Genomic DNA, 16,522 nt, shown 5'->3' with positions numbered 1-16,522 from the left:
TAATAAAATAAAGTACGAAAATAAAATGAATACTATATAGTTCAAAAGCCGGACGTGGATGGGATTACGAAATCAACAAATTATATTTGATGCCGTAATCCCATTTTTACAATATACGCTTTTAAAAAACATAATAGGTATGAAAATTTGATGTCGTAATCAAGCAAATATGTTTAGTTTTATAGCGTAATCATGCTAAATTTTAAATAGATATCATATTAGATAATATCTATTACTTACGTTTTTATTTTAAATATAAAGAAAGAGGGTAGAGTATAACTACTTGTAAAAATAACAGTGATATATGGTTAAATCAATTGCTGTGGATAGCACATACATCGCTATGTGTAAAATATAAGAGAATTATAGAAGGAGTTGGGCTAGATTGACTAAGAAAACAAAGATTGGTAAGTCAAATGTTGAAGTAACACCTATCGCATTAGGTGCAAATGCAGTAGGCGGACATAATTTCTATAATGATTTAGATGAAGAACAAGGTAAAGAAACTGTACGTACCGCAGTGAGAAATGGTATAACGTTGATAGATACAGCTTATATTTATGGACCAGAGCGTTCAGAAGAACTCGTTGGTGAAGCGGTCAAAGAATTTGGTAGAGATGATTTTGCAATTGCTACTAAAGGCGCACACTATTTTGATGATGATGGTAATGTAAAATATTCAAATGATCCTCAATTTTTAAAAGATCAGGTTGAGCAAAGTTTAAAACGTCTGCAGTTGGACTATATTGATTTATATTATATACATTTCCCGGATGAGGACACGCCTAAGAATGAAGCTGTCGCAGCATTAAAAGAGCTCAAAGATGAAGGTAAGATCAAAGCGATTGGGGTGTCCAATTTCAATTTAGAACAATTAAAAGAAGCGAATAAAGATGGCTTGGTAGATGTTGTACAAATGGAATATAATTTATTAAATCGTGAAAATGAGCATATTTTTGAATATACTTCAGAACACGACATCACGTTTATTCCATATTTCCCACTCGTTTCTGGTTTATTAGCAGGTAAATATAATGAAAATTCGACATTTGATGATATTCGTGCTAAAAATCCAGAATTCCAAGGTGAAAAATTCAAAGAAAATTTAGAGAAAATTGATCAACTACGTGATATTGCTGATAACCACAGAGTGGATGTTGCACACATTGTGTTGGCATTTTATTTAACAAAATCGTCATTAGATATTGTTATTCCAGGTGCTAAGCGTCCAAATCAGGTCGTTGATAATTTAACAACTTTAGATGTTGAATTAACTGAAGAAGAGATTGAAAAAATCGAAAAATTATTTCCTATAAAATAAAAAAATAAAAGTAGGTGAACATGTATTATGTTTATCTACTTTTTATATTTATAAAGATCTTTTTAAAAATATACATTTATAGTAGGGGTTATAAGTTCAATTTTTGAGCAAATAATTTAATTTATTATTCTATTTTAAGTAAACTGTTTAGTAATTGTACTTTTTAGTGTAGAATTATTAATTAAGTTTAATGATTTTATGGAAATGTATATTTATAATTTTTGAAGGGAATATAAAATGAGTAGTAGAAGGAGATTATTATGATCACAGTTTTATTTGGAGGCAGTCGACCAGAAGGGAATACTGCACGTTTAACTAAGATGGCCATAGCTGGATACGACTACGAATGGATAGACTTAACGCAATATCAATTAAATCCGGTTAGAGACTATAGACACGTAGACAAAAGCATAGATTCATATGCGGATGACTATAAGACGATTATAGATAAAGTATTAGCAAGTGACACAGTTATAATTGCTTCGCCAGTTTATTGGTATAGTTTATCGGCATCAATGAAGGCATTTTTTGATCATTGGTCTGAAACTTTATTGGATTCAAATTATAAAGACTTTAAAGATAAGATGTCTAAGAAAGATTTTAGACTTATTATCGTTGGTGGCGATTGTCCTAAAGTCAAAGCCAAACCATGCATCACACAAGTTAAATATAGTTTAGAGTTTCTAGGTGCGAGTCTAGGGGGCTATATTATTGGTACAGCTGAAAGACCGGGAGATATTGAAAAAGATGTTTATGCACTGTCACGTGCAAAAGAATGGCAACAAACACTTGGGAAGAACTAAATATAACATAGATAGTTTGGGTGAATTATAATATTGCCCAAGCTATTTTTATATAAATAGCTAAAGTATTTTGAATACTAAAATTATGATATAATGTAGCTATTATGACCTATCTAAATAGGGGGAGAACAACATGCATAAAATTAGAAAAGCAACACCGCAAGATGTTGTAGGCATCAGAGATGTAGCAACAAAAGCTTGGTATAATACGTACATGAATATTTATGCGGCTAAAACTGTAAATGAGTTATTGGCTGCTTCATATAATGAACAACATTTATTAAAACGATTGGAAGATCAATTGTTTTTAGTCGTAGAAGAAGATGAAAATATTATTGGTTTTGCGAATTTTATTTATGGTTCTGAATTATTTTTATCAGCACATTATGTAAGTCCATTGTGGCAACATCATGGCTATGGTTCTGAATTATTAACTGAAGGTTTAAGTTATTTCAACGATGAATATAAAGAAGTCTTCTTAGAAGTCGATAATAAGAATGATGAAGCTGTTTCGTTTTATGAGCAAAAAGGCTTTGAAAAATTACGTTCATATACGCATGTTATGTATGGTGAAGCCATGGATTTAGCGTTAATGCGTAAGACAATAAATTAGTCTGCATAAGTATAGGATATGGATAGGAGGACTACATTGACATTTACAACATATGCTACACAAAAATTACCAGAAGAAAAAGTGTTTAAAGATCCAATTCATAGGTATATCCATGTCAGAGATCAAGTGATTTGGGATTTGATTAAGACGAAAGAATTTCAAAGACTAAGACGTATAAAGCAATTAGGCACATTATATCTTTCATTCCATACGGCAGAACATAGTAGATTTGGCCACTCGTTGGGTGTATATGAAATTGTACGTAGGTTAATTGATGATTCATTTAATGGAAGAGAAGCATGGAATAACGAAGATCGCCCGTTAGCCTTATGTGCAGCATTATTACATGATTTAGGACATGGGCCTTTTTCTCATAGTTTCGAAAAGATATTTAACACGGATCATGAAGCATTTACACAGGCAATTATTACGGGTCCGACGGAAGTTAACGAAGTATTAAGTCGTGTTTCGGATGATTTTCCACAACAAGTTGCAGATGTTATTAATAAAACACACGATAACAAATTAGTCATCTCCATGATATCTTCACAAATTGATGCTGATAGAATGGATTATTTACAAAGAGATGCTTATTTTACCGGTGTATCATACGGAGAATTTGATATGGAACGTATCTTGAGATTGATGCGTCCATCTAAAGATGAAGTGTTGATTAAAGAAAGTGGTATGCACGCAGTAGAGAACTTTATCATGAGTCGCTATCAAATGTATTGGCAAATTTATTTTCACCCAGTCAGTAGAGGAGGAGAAGTGTTATTAAATAATTGTTTGAAACGTGCGAAATACTTGTACAATGAAGGTTATACTTTTAAAATGTATCCAACAGATTTCGTACCATTTTTCGAAGAATCCATGACAATTGAACAATATGTAGATTTAGATGAAGCGGTTGTCTTATATTACTTAAAGGCATGGGTGAAAGAAGAAGATCCCATCTTGAGTGATTTATCACGACGTTTTATCAATCGAGATTTATTAAAATATATGCCTTTTGATGGTTCGATTATAACAATCTCAGAATTAACTGATTTGTTTATTCAAGCAGATATAGATCCGAATTATTATTTTGTCAATGAGTCCTTCTCAGATTTACCATATGATTATGATAGACCTGGATCAAATAGACAGCCGATTCATTTACTAAAACGTAATGGAAAAATTCGTGAAATTAGTAGTCAATCATTGGTTATCCATAGTATTACAGGAATTAATCGAGAAGATTATAAATTATATTATCCAAAAGAACTCATTGCGGATATTGAAGATGATCATGTAAAAAATGCAATTAATAGTATATTAGATGAATTGAATTCATAATATGATAACAGGTAAAATGAAATAAATGACTTAGATAATTTGGGAGGTGCACGTGAGTGGCTGGAAATAAAGGATTTAAATTTAACATTATTAAGAATGACCCACTTGATGGGCACAAAGGTACAAATATAGGTTCTATCAGTTTGGATAATGTGGCACCTGTCTTTATTGATGTTCAAAATAAAGAAGCCTTTATTGATATTGGTGGTATGCACGCACGTTCAAGTGTAGAAAAAGGTGTTAAATGGATTAAAGAGAAAGAAGTTGTAGAAGGTGACGAAGCCAAGGCATATTGGTTATGTTGGGTTACGACTGAAAGAGGCGAAAATGGACCTTACTATGCTGGCGTGACAGGATGTTATTTATTAGTGAATAAGAGCATTCGCAGAGGGTACAAAAGCATGCCTGAACATGTTAATATGATGGATAAATCAATGAAACATCAAATCGATATAGATCATATTGGTGAGGACAATAAAGCAGTTTTGAAAGATTTTCTACAAACACATGATTTAGCTATGTGGAATAATTCAGATAAAGTATTACATGAAGCATTAGCAAGTAAATAATAGGTATAGGGATGTAGGACAGAAAGTGAATTTTAAATAATCTTTCATAGCCCTACGTATCCTATTAAGACACAGATGCTTGATACCATATTTTCCCTAATTAAAGGGCATGTATAAGGACTACTAAAATTTTGAGTGGATTACATGTGCAAATGCTCATGCATAAGAACTACTAGAATGGTTAAGGATTACGTGCGCTAAAACGAATGCATAAGAACTACTCATTCACATAAAATGTGAAAGTAGTTCTGAAAAACAGCTTTAAAGAGGTTTAGACTATCAAAGTCGGAACCTCTTTTTTAATGTCATGCGTTATTACAGATAATTGGATTTTAGCTATGTAGCATAACATCCTTAAAAACGATTTACCAACTGTATAGCGACTGTCAAGTATGCTATAATGGTTTGTATTATTTTAAAAGATTAGGGTGAAACGTACATTGGAAAACAATGTTAATATCCAAACGAAACAAGTTGTTAAACAATTTGATAATAAAGAGAAATTTACAGCAAATACGCAAGGGCATTGGCAAAAACGTAATGCAGAATTTATACGTTATCAAGAAGAAATTGATGGTGTTGCTGTCAATGTAACTGTTAAAATTGAAGAAACAGGTGTGAAAATCATTCGTAAGGGTGAAATCAAAATGAACCTCCATTTTGTAGAAGGTGAAGATACGATTACTTTGTATGAAATTACTGGAGGACGTATACCTTTAACTGTGCGAACACATTCTATTCTGCATTTTGTAACGGAACATGGTGGTAAATTAAAAGTGCATTATGATTTAATACAAGATGATGAAAAAATGGGATCTTACCAATATGAAATTACTTATAAGGAGCAGTCTTAAATGAATATAATTGATCAAGTGAAACAAACGTTGATTGAAGAAATTAACCACAGTATTCAAAAAGCAGCGTTAGCTGAGGCAAGTGATATACCAGATATTAAAATAGAAATACCTAAAGATGATGCAAATGGTGATTATTCTACAAACATCGCGATGGTATTGACGAAAATAGCAAAGCGTAATCCTCGTGAAATTGCGCAAGCGATTGTCGATCATTTAGATACGACAGCTGCTAATGTTGAAAAAGTTCAGATTGCAGGACCTGGATTTATTAATTTCTACTTAGATAATGCTTATTTAACTGAAATTATCTCAGAGGCTATAGATAAAGATGAAAAATTTGGTAGCACTGCCGAACAAAATGGCAAAAATATATTATTAGAATATGTGTCAGCTAACCCAACTGGAGATCTACATATTGGCCACGCACGTAACGCTGCTGTAGGTGATACACTTGCTAATATTTTAACTGCGGCTGGTTATCATGTAACTAGAGAATATTATGTGAATGATGCGGGTAATCAAATTACGAATTTAGCGCGTTCAATAGAAGCACGTTATTTTGAAGCGCTTGGAGATGATTCATTTGAAATGCCTGAGGGTGGCTATCATGGTAAAGACATCATTAATATTGGTAAAGATTTAGCCGAAAAACAACCTGAACTTAAAGATTTGTCAGAAGATGAACGTATTAAGACATTTAGAAAATTAGGCGTAGATTATGAAATGGAAAAATTAAGAACAGATTTATCTGATTTTAATACGCATTTTGATAATTGGTTTAGTGAAACGTCTTTATACGAAAAAGGTGAAATTACAGAAGTATTAAACAAAATGTCTGAGCTTGGCTACACATATGAACAAGATGGTGCAACGTGGTTGCGTACGACGGACTTTAAAGATGACAAAGACAGAGTGTTAATTAAAAATGATGGCAATTATACGTATTTCTTACCAGACATTGCATATCATTTTGATAAAATCAAACGTGGTAACGATACGTTAATTAATTTATTTGGCGCGGATCATCATGGGTATATCAATCGTCTTAAGGCTTCATTAGAAACGTTTGGTGTTGAAAGTGACCGTCTTGAAATACAAATCATGCAAATGGTGCGTTTAATGCAAGATGGACAAGAAGTTAAGATGAGCAAACGTACTGGAAATGCAATCACGTTACGAGAAATTATGGATGAAGTTGGCGTAGACGCAGCACGTTATTTCCTCACAATGCGTAGCCCTGACACACACTTTGATTTCGATATGGAACTTGCGAAACAAGAATCACAAGATAATCCAGTTTACTATGCACAATATGCACATGCGCGTATTTGTTCTATATTGAAACAAGCTGCTGAAAGAGGTATTACACCATCTAAAGATGCGGATTATACCTTGATTACAAATGATAAAGCGATTGATTTATTGAAGAAAGTTGCTGAATTTGAAACAACAATTCAAAGTGCGGCTGCCAATAGAGCACCACATAGAATTACAAATTATATTCAAGATTTAGCATCACACTTCCATAAATTTTATAATGCTGAAAAAGTATTAACAGATGATGTTGAAAAAACAAAAGCATTGATTGCACTTATAGATGCAGTAAGAATAACGTTACGTAATGCGCTAAGTTTAGTGGGCGTAAATGCACCAGAAACAATGTAATCGGAAAGTGTAATGATTGGGAGCTAGTATCAGATTTATCATGGATGAAGATAGGATGTTTCATCCATGATAAATCTTACTAGCTCTTTTTGTTAGTGAAAATAAGCGTGCAAATGAGGTGTGTAAAATGACATTGGATACAGAGAGTTTATATCGCATTTTATATAAACATATGGGGCCACAAGGTTGGTGGCCTGCAGATTCGAAAATAGAAATCATTTTGGGAGCGATTTTAGTTCAAAATACGAATTGGCGAAATGCAGCCTATGCCATTGATTCATTAAAACAAGCTACTCTATTGGATCCACACCATATCTTGAATTTAGAATTAGAAGATCTACAAATATTAATTAAGTCGAGTGGATTTTATAAAAATAAAGCGAAAACCATACTGGCATTACTAAGTTGGTTGCATCAATACGATTTTGACTATAAAGCCATTGCTGATAAATATCATTCTAATCTTAGAGACCAGCTGTTGCATATAAAAGGTGTTGGAAGTGAAACAGCCGATGTACTCATCGTTTATGTATTTGAAGGTATCGAATATATACCTGACAGTTATACAAGAAGAATTTATCGTTTACTCGGATATGAACATACAGAACAATATGACAAATTGAAACGCAACGTATCATTACCTGAAACCTTTACGAACCAAGATGCAAATGAATTTCATGCTTTATTGGATAATTTTGGAAAAAATTATTTTAACGGCAATGCCTCACATCAATATACATTTTTAGATGAATACTTTGAATACAATGACTAAAATGATATAGAAATTAGACTCTAATCAGTATTAATTAAGGGTTATCATCAATCAAATAATAGAAAGTTTATATATATGTGTAGCTTAAAAAATTAAATTAAATAGTTATTTTTAAAAATAATAGTAAAAAACGCATGAAAATTTGATATGATTAAAGCAAATCATAAACTAGGAGATTATATCATGAAAAAGCAATTTAAAGTCATTTATCTTTTTATTATTTTAGCTGTTATATTGGCTGCATGTAGTACCAATTCTGACAAATCCACTAAAAACGAGCAGTCAGAAAAATCATATGACAGAATTATTTCTCTTATTCCTAGTAATACGGAAATATTGTATGAATTGGGTCTAGGAGATAAAGTGGTCGGTGTATCAACTGTAGATGACTATCCGAAAGAGGTAAAAGATAAAAAACAGTTTGATGCTATGAAATTAAATAAAGAGGCGTTATTAAAGGCTAAACCTGATTTAATACTTGCACATGAATCTCAGAAATCAACAGATGGTAAAGTACTGAATGGATTGAAAGACAGTGGTGTTAAAGTGGTCTATGTTAAAGATGCACAATCTATTGATGAGATGTATGAAACTTTTAAGCAGGTCGGTAAAGTGACAGGTAAAGAAAAAGAAGCCAATGCGTTAGTGAAAGAGACTAAAAATAATATTAAAAAAGTTGTGAATTCAGTGCCAAAAGACGCAAAATCTCAAAAGGTTTTTATGGAAGTATCTTCAGAACCTGAGATTTATACGGCAGGAAAAAATACATTTTTTGATGATATGTTGAAGCAACTGAAAGCTAAAAATAGCTTTTCAAATCTAGATGGTTGGCAAAAAGTTAGCAAAGAATCAATTATTAAGAAAAATCCAGATGTGATGATTTCAACGATGGGTATTTCAGAAAAAGATTATCAACAAATTATCGACAAGAGAGGCGGATTTGAATCACTAAATGCTGTGCAAAAAGGTAGAATTGAAGCGGTGAATGGTGATCAAATTTCTCGACCAGGACCTCGTATTGATGATGGTCTCAGAGCTTTAAGAGATGCAATTTATAATGAAAAATAGTCAGTGTAGTGAGTTCTAATTAAAAAGATTATTTAAGTAACACCCTGAAGTTTGTTTGTGCATACTTTTCAGGGTGTTTTTTCTGTTTACTAATTTATAATAAATGGGATAGTGTTCGATGTGTTCAGATGGTATTGTAGGAGAGTGAAGATTTATTTGAAAGTGTGGCAAAAACATGAAGTATACTAAAACGATGTGTTTATGGATCGTGTTCATTATCATTAGTTTATTGTTGAGCTTATTTTGGGGTTTGGGTGAAATAAGTGATACGCTATCACAAACAATATTATATCAAGTAAGAATTCCACGTACTTTACAAGCCTTGTTAGCCGGTGTTGGTTTAACACTTGCTGGACATATGTTTCAAACATTGTTGAACAACCCGCTTGCAGATAGTTTTACATTAGGATTGGCAAGTGGTGCTACATTTGGATCTGGGCTAGCTGTCGTTATAGGTGTTTCATTTATTTGGTTACCTATATTTTCAGTGTTATTTAGCATAATGACTTTAATACTGGTTATTGTACTAACTAGTGTAATGTCTAGAGGGTATCCGGTTAGAACACTAATCTTGGCTGGCATAATGATTGGTGCATTATTTAATGCATTTTTATATGTGCTCATTATTTTTAATCAAGAAAAAATGAACAATATCGTTAATTATATGTTTGGTGGCTTCTCATCTGCAGAATATAACGAAGTGATTTATATCGGTATTGTATTATCCATAGGTATGATAATTTTATTGAGCTTGGTGTCAAAAATTAAAATATTACAGCTTGGTGATTTACGAGCTCAGTCATTGGGGCTTAATGGGCGTAGTGTAACGTATAGTGTCTTGTTAATCGCCTCCATCATAACTGCCGTCATTGTTGCATATGTAGGTGTTATTGGATTTATTGGGATGGTTATTCCACAACTCGTACGAAGAAGTCGCGCACATTATAATTTAAGACAACAAATGTTATTGAATATTGTGATTGGTGGTACAATTATGGTACTTTCAGATTGGTTAGGTAGTGTCGTATTAGACCCTTTCCAAGTACCAGCCAGTATTATACTCGCATTGTTGGGGATTCCCGTATTGTTTTACATTATGGCGACACAACCGCGAATGCAAGAATAGTCATTTTAAGGTAAAATAAATAAATCAGATTGCAGTAAATACAGGGAATAATATCATTTTAATAGAGTGACATATTAATTAAAGAGGTTATGATAATGGATTTAACACAAATAAAAGCGATTGTATTTGATTTAGAAGGCACCCTTTTGGATAGAAAAAAATCACGCGAGAAATTTATAGAAGAACAATATGAGCGGTTCCATGATTATTTAGTACGTATTCAATTAGCAGATTTCAAGAGAAAATTTATAGAGTTAGATGATGATGAAGACCATGATAAACCAGAACTTTATAAAGCCATCATTAAAGATTTTCATGTCGATCGATTAACATGGAGAGACTTGTTTAATGATTTTGAAATGCATTTTTATCGCTATGTGTTTCCATACTATGACACATTGTATACTTTAGAGAAATTAACAGAAAGTGGTTATCTAACAGGTGTTATCGCCAATGGCAGATCTAAAATTAAACAATACCGAATGCACGCCTTAGGTGTAGAAGATGCTATAAACTACTTATCTACTTCAGAAACAGTGGGTTATCGAAAACCACACCCGAAAATTTTTGAAGACATGCTTGATCAATTAGGTACTCAACCTGAAGAAACAATATATGTAGGTGATGACCCATTAAATGATGTTGCGCCAGCGAGAGCAATGGGAATGGTAAGTGTGTGGTTTAAAGAAGATGATGAAGTGGATGTTGAACCATTGCCAGAAGAAGTTGATTTTACGATTAACACGACAGAAGAATTATTATCTATATTACCAATTGCAAAGAAAGGAAGAGAATAAATGAATTTATTTACAACAAGCGACGGTACTGCACTCAATTACAGAACGAGTGGTGAAGGCAATGCAATAGTGATGATTCACACTGCATTCGATAATTTAACAGTATTTGATATGATAGAGGAAAATTTTACTGATGATAACCAAGTTATACTTGTTGATTTAAGAGGTCACGGATACTCTGACAAACCACAACATATTGATTTCAAGGAATATGCTGAAGATATTAAAGAGCTATTAGACTATTTATATGTCACACAAGCATCATTGATTGGTCATGAATTAGGAGGATCTGTTGCTAGCGCATTTGCAGCAATGTATCCAGAAATGACTGACTCAATTACATTAGTAAATCCAACGCTGTTAAACGATATGTCTCCAGAAGAACGTTTATATCGCAGGTATGCCAATCAAATTAGAAATTGGGATAAAGAAGAACAACAGAAATTTTTAGATAAGCATTTATATTACTCAAAACGTAAAGCTAAGAAATTCTTAAAACATGTAGATAATACAAATGGTATCGCTACAGAAGCGGAATTAGAAGCAGTCAAAGATTCATTTAATGACAATAATATCATGAGTTATTTAAGTGAAATTGATTTACCTACTTTGATTATTGCTGGTCAACATGGTGAAAGAACAACCATTGTTGAAGCGAAAGAAGTGGGAGATTATATGGGTGAAGTACAATTTGAAACATTTACTGCGTCTGGATTATATCCATTTGTTGAAGAAAAAGATAAATTTGTAGATTTGGTGTTAAAATTTATCAAAGACAATGAAAAAGAATTAACATATTAACCTTCAATTCGATATGAATGAAAGTTTGTAAGTGCTGTTATGCAGCAATTTTTTATTACAAGTCGCACTGTTTTTGTAATCTTATTGTAACAATACTGTTATTTTAGTAACATTTATAGTACAATATGGGTGAGCACAAAGAAACTTATAAACAGAAGGAGAGCGTGCTTATGAAAAAATTATTTGCAGCAGTAATCGTATCGGGGTTAGCACTTTCCGGAATGAGCACAGGTAGTGTTGATGCCGCGTCAGGTAACTCTATCCAAAATGTTAAATCACTGCAACAAGGAGATACAACGTTAGAAGGTGCGAAAATCGGCGAACCTGTTCAAAACTTATTGAAATCTAATGATGTATCCGTATACTCACACAGACCGGATGGCAAAGAACATTATTATGAATTTAAAAAAGATAATGGTGTACTTGTTGTAACAGCTGACGGTAAAAAGAACAACGGTAAAATTACGCGTGTTTCTATGAGTTATAATGATACAGACGGTCCAACTTACAAAGCGGTTAAAAATGTTGTTGGTAGTAATGCTGTTACACGTGAGCATTATAATAATGTAACTGGTAATTTCGGTTATGTTCAAGACAATGATTTATCATATCAATTTAGTTCTTCATCACCAAGTGATAAAAACATTAAATTGTACCGTATTGATTTGACTGAATCATAAATATCAGTGAAACAATGTAAATAGCTTATATAAGCCGAAACGCATGCGCAAATATTGCTACAATGCGCTATTGATTACAAGCATTGCGACATTTGTATAAGAACTACTTTTTCACGAAAGAGTAGTTCTATAGAAAACGATGTATTAACGTCACCTGAGTTAGAGATAGTCGCTAACGTATAATATAAATTAGAGTCTGGGACTTATATAGTGTCTCAGACTCTAATTTATATTGGACATTAAATCATACGAATAAGCAATGGCTTGTGTATGGTAAATCAAGTGGGGTTTCGAAACCCTTATTGAAAATGAAATTATCTATCCTGTACTTGTTATTTTATTGTTAAAATCAAGTGTAGTATGAGATTATTAAAGAAACAGCTTTGATATCTCAACTACAATAGTGTTGATAGATTAAAGTGAATTTTATAAAAGGAGTCAAATATGAGAGTTAACGATAAGGTTTTAGTAGAAAATATTAATGACTATTTTACTCATAAAGGTCTTTCTCCAAACTTAATAGAAGATATTAAAGAGAAATTAAAAAAGGATTTCCAAAAATCTGAAGCCAAAGATGAAGACTATATTGAATATAGACGAAAATCACCAGCAGAAATAATACTAACGATTCAACGCAATTTATTCACACTACAACTCAATCCTATTATTTTTTTTATTGTTAATTTTATTTTACTTTCTTACTTATATGATAAGCAATATGTACCATTTCAAGCAGCTACGGGCACATCTATTTTTTACTTTTTAATTATTTTACCAATTTCAATCTTCATATACTTGCGAATTGATTGGAAGAATTATTTATACAGTAATAAGTTTGAAATGGTTATTGGCTTAGTAGTGGCAATGGCTGCGTTTGTCCTTGTGATATTACATACATTTGATATTAATTTAGGTATTGTAGCGGTTACAATCTATGCACATCAAGTCGTATTTTTTATAGGTATATTATTCAGTATTTCAGGTATTTATTTTAAAAGATTAGAGTTTACAGGAATTGGATTACTATTATGTCAAAAAACAATTGATGCGATGATTGGAAACGCGAGTATTGCACAAATTGGCTCAATCATTATTTGGATATTATTGTTAATTGTCATTATTTATTATACAATCCGCATCTCTTCTAGAAATTAATAGTATTTATGATTTAAACACTTAAATGAAGCGAACACGTTTCAGTGCTAAACACCTAAGGTATGGTGTGGCACTGGAACGTATTTTTTTATTTATAAGCATGTATTTAATGTTAATTGAATATGGGGACATAATTTAAAATTAAAAAGATAGCATAAGGCGATTCAATTACGGGTATATGAATTTTGTAAAGGGAGGTGGCCCAAAATGGAAAAAGTCGCAACAAATTATAACAACGAGATTGCATACATCCGAGAGGGTCAAGGTTTTCCTGTGATACTAATTCATGGCCTAGATGGCAACATGGCTTCATTATATAGCCTAAAAGATGAATTAAAACATAAATTTGAAGTGATTGTTTATGATGTAAGAGGACACGGTAAATCAACAAAAAAGAATTCGTTTAATTTAGAAGATCATGTAGAAGATTTAAAAGCTTTGATGACAAAATTGAATATATCATCTGCCCATCTTATTGGTCATGACATGGGAGGATTAATTGCAAAGCATTTTACTGATAAATATGAATCAATGGTCGCAACATTAACCTTAATTGCTTGTAATCTTATTGATAGCGTGCATGCTTTAAATAAATTAATGATTGAACACCAAGATGAAATTGAAGGTTTTGATAAATCTGAAGCACTGATATTATTATTGCCTTATATGTATAAAGAACAAGAAAAAGCTAAGAAATGGTTTCAAAATCAATTGATTTATAGTAGACAATCAGCAGAAGATAGTGCTGTAGCCACACGAGCATTAATGAATTTTCCTGTATTTAATAAAGATGTTGTTATTAAACAAACGGATGTGCCTACATTAATTGTTAATGGTGTATATGATCCTTTAATGACAACAGAGACTATTGAAAAATATCATTATTCATTTACAAGACTGCTAATTCAGACATTTAATGAGTCAGGTCATGCGCCACATATTGAAGAACCAGAACATTTTTTAGATGTTTACAGTGATTTTATAGAGGCTAATGAATTTCAAAAAGAATAATTAGATTTAGTATATTTTTAAAGAAATGAATATATCAACGTACTTCTCAAATGAAGCGGTTTGAATTTTAGATAAAATTGAGCTGAGACAGAAATCAAATTTTAAAAAACTTGGTTTCTATCTCAGTTATGTAATTAAAGAGGATTAGGATGGAGGCGCAGCTAAAATACATAAATAGGGGTATTTTAATATATAATTACCTGTCTTATCATAGTCAAAGAGGCCGAGACATGCATTGCATGTCTCGGCCTCTTTTATATTAAGCTTAAACTTCTTTTTCGTCGTTAGCTTCTTTAATGCGATCATTCACACGTGATAGTAACTCATTAATTTTTTTACGTTGTTTAGTGTTAACTAAAATTAATACAGTTCTTTCATCATGTTCATTACGTTTTTTATCGAAATAATCTTCTTGAGATAAGTTTTTAACAGCTTTAACAACTTGAGGTTGTTTATAGTTCAAATGATTAATAATATCTTTTAAATAATATTCTTCACTTTCGTGTTCGCTAATATAAGTTAATACAGCAAACTCCTCGAAACTTATTGAAAATTCTTTTTTGATAATTCCTTTTAATTTATCAGCGTAAGTAACCATCGCTAATAATTCAAAGCAATCATTGATTTTGGTGATAGCCATCCTTATTCCTCCCTATTTTATTGCCCAATCAAATATACATATTAAAAGTGTTTCTGTATAAATATTTATCTTAATTCAAAGTTAAATACAAAGAGTTTATCATAATTTGCAGACCTATTATATTTGAGTGAAATATATTAAAACTGCTATTATTTAGTTTATTATAACTAAATAAAAATAGAAAGTAAACAAAAAACTGTTTTAGTGGTACATGAATGATTTAAGATATTAATTCAATTCTTTAAATACCAATGAGGGAAATATAATTAATATTTCTCATTTTCAATTTTCCATGATTTGATAAAATTACTAAAAAACTAATTTCTATTTAAAGGTGTTTAATATTTATACTGTGTACGTTTAATTTTTCGACAGAACATGATTTGCATTTTTAGCAATTGTATCGCCTACATTTAAACCTTGTATAACTTTCATATCTTTGTTATTACCCAATTTTTCTGTTTTAATAACCCGTTTAATAAATTTTTTATTTCTTTGTAAAAAAACGAATTGCTTTTTATATATTGCAGTTTTTGGAATTTCAATAGTGTAATTAGGTTTTTCTACGCGTAAATGACGACCGAATTTAATATCCGGTGTTGAACTGATTTCAACATGATACTGAGATGATTTTGTATTAGCTTCAGTATTTAAAGGTAATTTACTAATGAAATTTACAGTACCTGTGAAACTATGACCTGGATCAATGCATATGTGTACTTTATCCTTTAATTCCAATGTATTTACTATTGATTCTGGAACTTTAGCTTTGATTATAGCACTGGGATTAAAAATTTGCAGAATAAGACCATTATTTTGAGAAGGCACATGTTGATTAATGGCAATTTGACCATCCATCGATGCGTAAATCGTTGTGCGTAGTTGTGTTTGCAGGGTTTCAATTTCATGTTGTGTACGATTTCTTTCAAGTGAGATTGTAGGATACTTAAGTGGGTCAATGTTATTCAAGTGGGCTAAGTATTTTTGTTTAGAAGTGATTTGGTGCTCGATGTCAACATTGTAATATTCAAATAGGGGCTGGTTCTTCTTGACGTGTTCTTCATTCTTAACAAACCAATTGTGGATGATACCTTTATTTGAATCGAAAAAAATATTTGTTAGTTGAGAAGGCGATTGTATACCTGTGAAGTGTTGTGGTTCTTTATATTGAATTTTGAGTGTTTCCACTGTATGGGGATGCTCAGTATGAGACTTTGTTAAATAGAGCCAGCTTAGTAGGGTGATACTACAAAATAAAGCGAGTAGTGTGATAAAAATTAAAAATTTCCGCAAAGAAGTCACCTCT

General features: G+C 31.8%; 17 protein-coding genes. 15 read left to right on the top strand and 2 right to left on the bottom strand.

All coding sequences use genetic code 11. From position 1 onward, the window contains the following. Window positions 1-385 precede the first annotated feature (385 nt). From KA893_RS04750 to KA893_RS04680, 15 genes are all read left to right on the top strand, one after another. The gene (locus KA893_RS04750) at window positions 386-1,321 is read left to right on the top strand and encodes an aldo/keto reductase (protein ID WP_041079767.1); all 936 of its coding nucleotides are present in this window, start codon (window positions 386-388) and stop codon (window positions 1,319-1,321) included. A 260-nt stretch (window positions 1,322-1,581) separates the two neighbouring features. Further along, window positions 1,582-2,124, top strand: a complete 543-nt coding sequence (locus KA893_RS04745; RefSeq protein ID WP_069821728.1) for a flavodoxin family protein — start codon at window positions 1,582-1,584, stop codon at window positions 2,122-2,124. Window positions 2,125-2,257: 133 nt separating this feature from the next. After that, window positions 2,258-2,737: a GNAT family N-acetyltransferase gene (locus tag KA893_RS04740; RefSeq protein ID WP_002484056.1), complete on the top strand. Its 480-nt coding sequence runs from the start codon at window positions 2,258-2,260 to the stop codon at window positions 2,735-2,737. 36 nt (window positions 2,738-2,773) lie between these two features. Further along, the gene (locus tag KA893_RS04735; RefSeq protein ID WP_228481211.1) at window positions 2,774-4,075 is read left to right on the top strand and encodes an HD domain-containing protein; all 1,302 of its coding nucleotides are present in this window, start codon (window positions 2,774-2,776) and stop codon (window positions 4,073-4,075) included. Window positions 4,076-4,131: 56 nt separating this feature from the next. Further along, window positions 4,132-4,644: a YwhD family protein gene (locus KA893_RS04730; protein ID WP_194375975.1), complete on the top strand. Its 513-nt coding sequence runs from the start codon at window positions 4,132-4,134 to the stop codon at window positions 4,642-4,644. 440 nt (window positions 4,645-5,084) lie between these two features. Continuing rightward, window positions 5,085-5,498: a YwiB family protein gene (locus KA893_RS04725; RefSeq protein WP_011303752.1), complete on the top strand. Its 414-nt coding sequence runs from the start codon at window positions 5,085-5,087 to the stop codon at window positions 5,496-5,498. Continuing rightward, window positions 5,499-7,166 (top strand): arginine--tRNA ligase, encoded by a 1,668-nt coding sequence (argS, locus tag KA893_RS04720; RefSeq protein ID WP_002484052.1) that lies wholly within the window; start codon window positions 5,499-5,501, stop codon window positions 7,164-7,166. A gap of 127 nt (window positions 7,167-7,293) precedes the next feature. Continuing rightward, window positions 7,294-7,938 carry an endonuclease III domain-containing protein gene (locus tag KA893_RS04715; protein ID WP_002484051.1) on the top strand — a complete coding sequence of 215 codons (645 nt, stop codon included), beginning with the start codon at window positions 7,294-7,296 and terminating at the stop codon, window positions 7,936-7,938. 183 nt (window positions 7,939-8,121) lie between these two features. Next, the gene (locus tag KA893_RS04710) at window positions 8,122-9,006 is read left to right on the top strand and encodes an ABC transporter substrate-binding protein (protein WP_037539043.1); all 885 of its coding nucleotides are present in this window, start codon (window positions 8,122-8,124) and stop codon (window positions 9,004-9,006) included. A 175-nt stretch (window positions 9,007-9,181) separates the two neighbouring features. Beyond that, entirely contained in the window at window positions 9,182-10,132 is a 951-nt protein-coding gene (locus KA893_RS04705) for a FecCD family ABC transporter permease (RefSeq protein WP_194375974.1), read from the top strand. Window positions 10,133-10,227: 95 nt separating this feature from the next. Next, window positions 10,228-10,929 (top strand): HAD family hydrolase, encoded by a 702-nt coding sequence (locus tag KA893_RS04700; RefSeq protein WP_002484048.1) that lies wholly within the window; start codon window positions 10,228-10,230, stop codon window positions 10,927-10,929. Further along, window positions 10,930-11,730 (top strand): alpha/beta fold hydrolase, encoded by an 801-nt coding sequence (locus KA893_RS04695; RefSeq protein ID WP_041079761.1) that lies wholly within the window; start codon window positions 10,930-10,932, stop codon window positions 11,728-11,730. It abuts the gene before it with no gap. 170 nt (window positions 11,731-11,900) lie between these two features. Further along, on the top strand, window positions 11,901-12,410 hold the full coding sequence (locus tag KA893_RS04690; protein ID WP_041079760.1) for an SA0570 family protein: 510 nt from the start codon (window positions 11,901-11,903) through the stop codon (window positions 12,408-12,410). Window positions 12,411-12,854: 444 nt separating this feature from the next. Further along, window positions 12,855-13,565 carry a hypothetical protein gene (locus KA893_RS04685; protein WP_002484045.1) on the top strand — a complete coding sequence of 237 codons (711 nt, stop codon included), beginning with the start codon at window positions 12,855-12,857 and terminating at the stop codon, window positions 13,563-13,565. 207 nt (window positions 13,566-13,772) lie between these two features. After that, a complete protein-coding gene (locus KA893_RS04680; protein ID WP_002484044.1) occupies window positions 13,773-14,576 on the top strand; it encodes an alpha/beta fold hydrolase in 804 nt (267 codons plus the stop codon). A 265-nt stretch (window positions 14,577-14,841) separates the two neighbouring features. On the opposite strand, the gene sarA is transcribed toward KA893_RS04680, so the two are convergent. Further along, window positions 14,842-15,216 carry a global transcriptional regulator SarA gene (gene sarA, locus KA893_RS04675; protein ID WP_002484043.1) on the bottom strand — a complete coding sequence of 125 codons (375 nt, stop codon included), beginning with the start codon at window positions 15,214-15,216 and terminating at the stop codon, window positions 14,842-14,844. A 360-nt stretch (window positions 15,217-15,576) separates the two neighbouring features. Then, on the bottom strand, window positions 15,577-16,404 hold the full coding sequence (locus KA893_RS04670; RefSeq protein ID WP_232334903.1) for an efflux RND transporter periplasmic adaptor subunit: 828 nt from the start codon (window positions 16,402-16,404) through the stop codon (window positions 15,577-15,579). Between the last annotated feature and the right edge of the window lie 118 nt (window positions 16,405-16,522).

This window comes from Staphylococcus sp. GDY8P126P (assembly GCF_017891965.1).
In the GTDB taxonomy this organism is placed as follows: domain Bacteria; phylum Bacillota; class Bacilli; order Staphylococcales; family Staphylococcaceae; genus Staphylococcus; species Staphylococcus saprophyticus.
The sequence above is the reverse complement of the archived record's forward strand: the minus strand, read 5'-3'. Positions and strand labels throughout refer to the sequence as shown.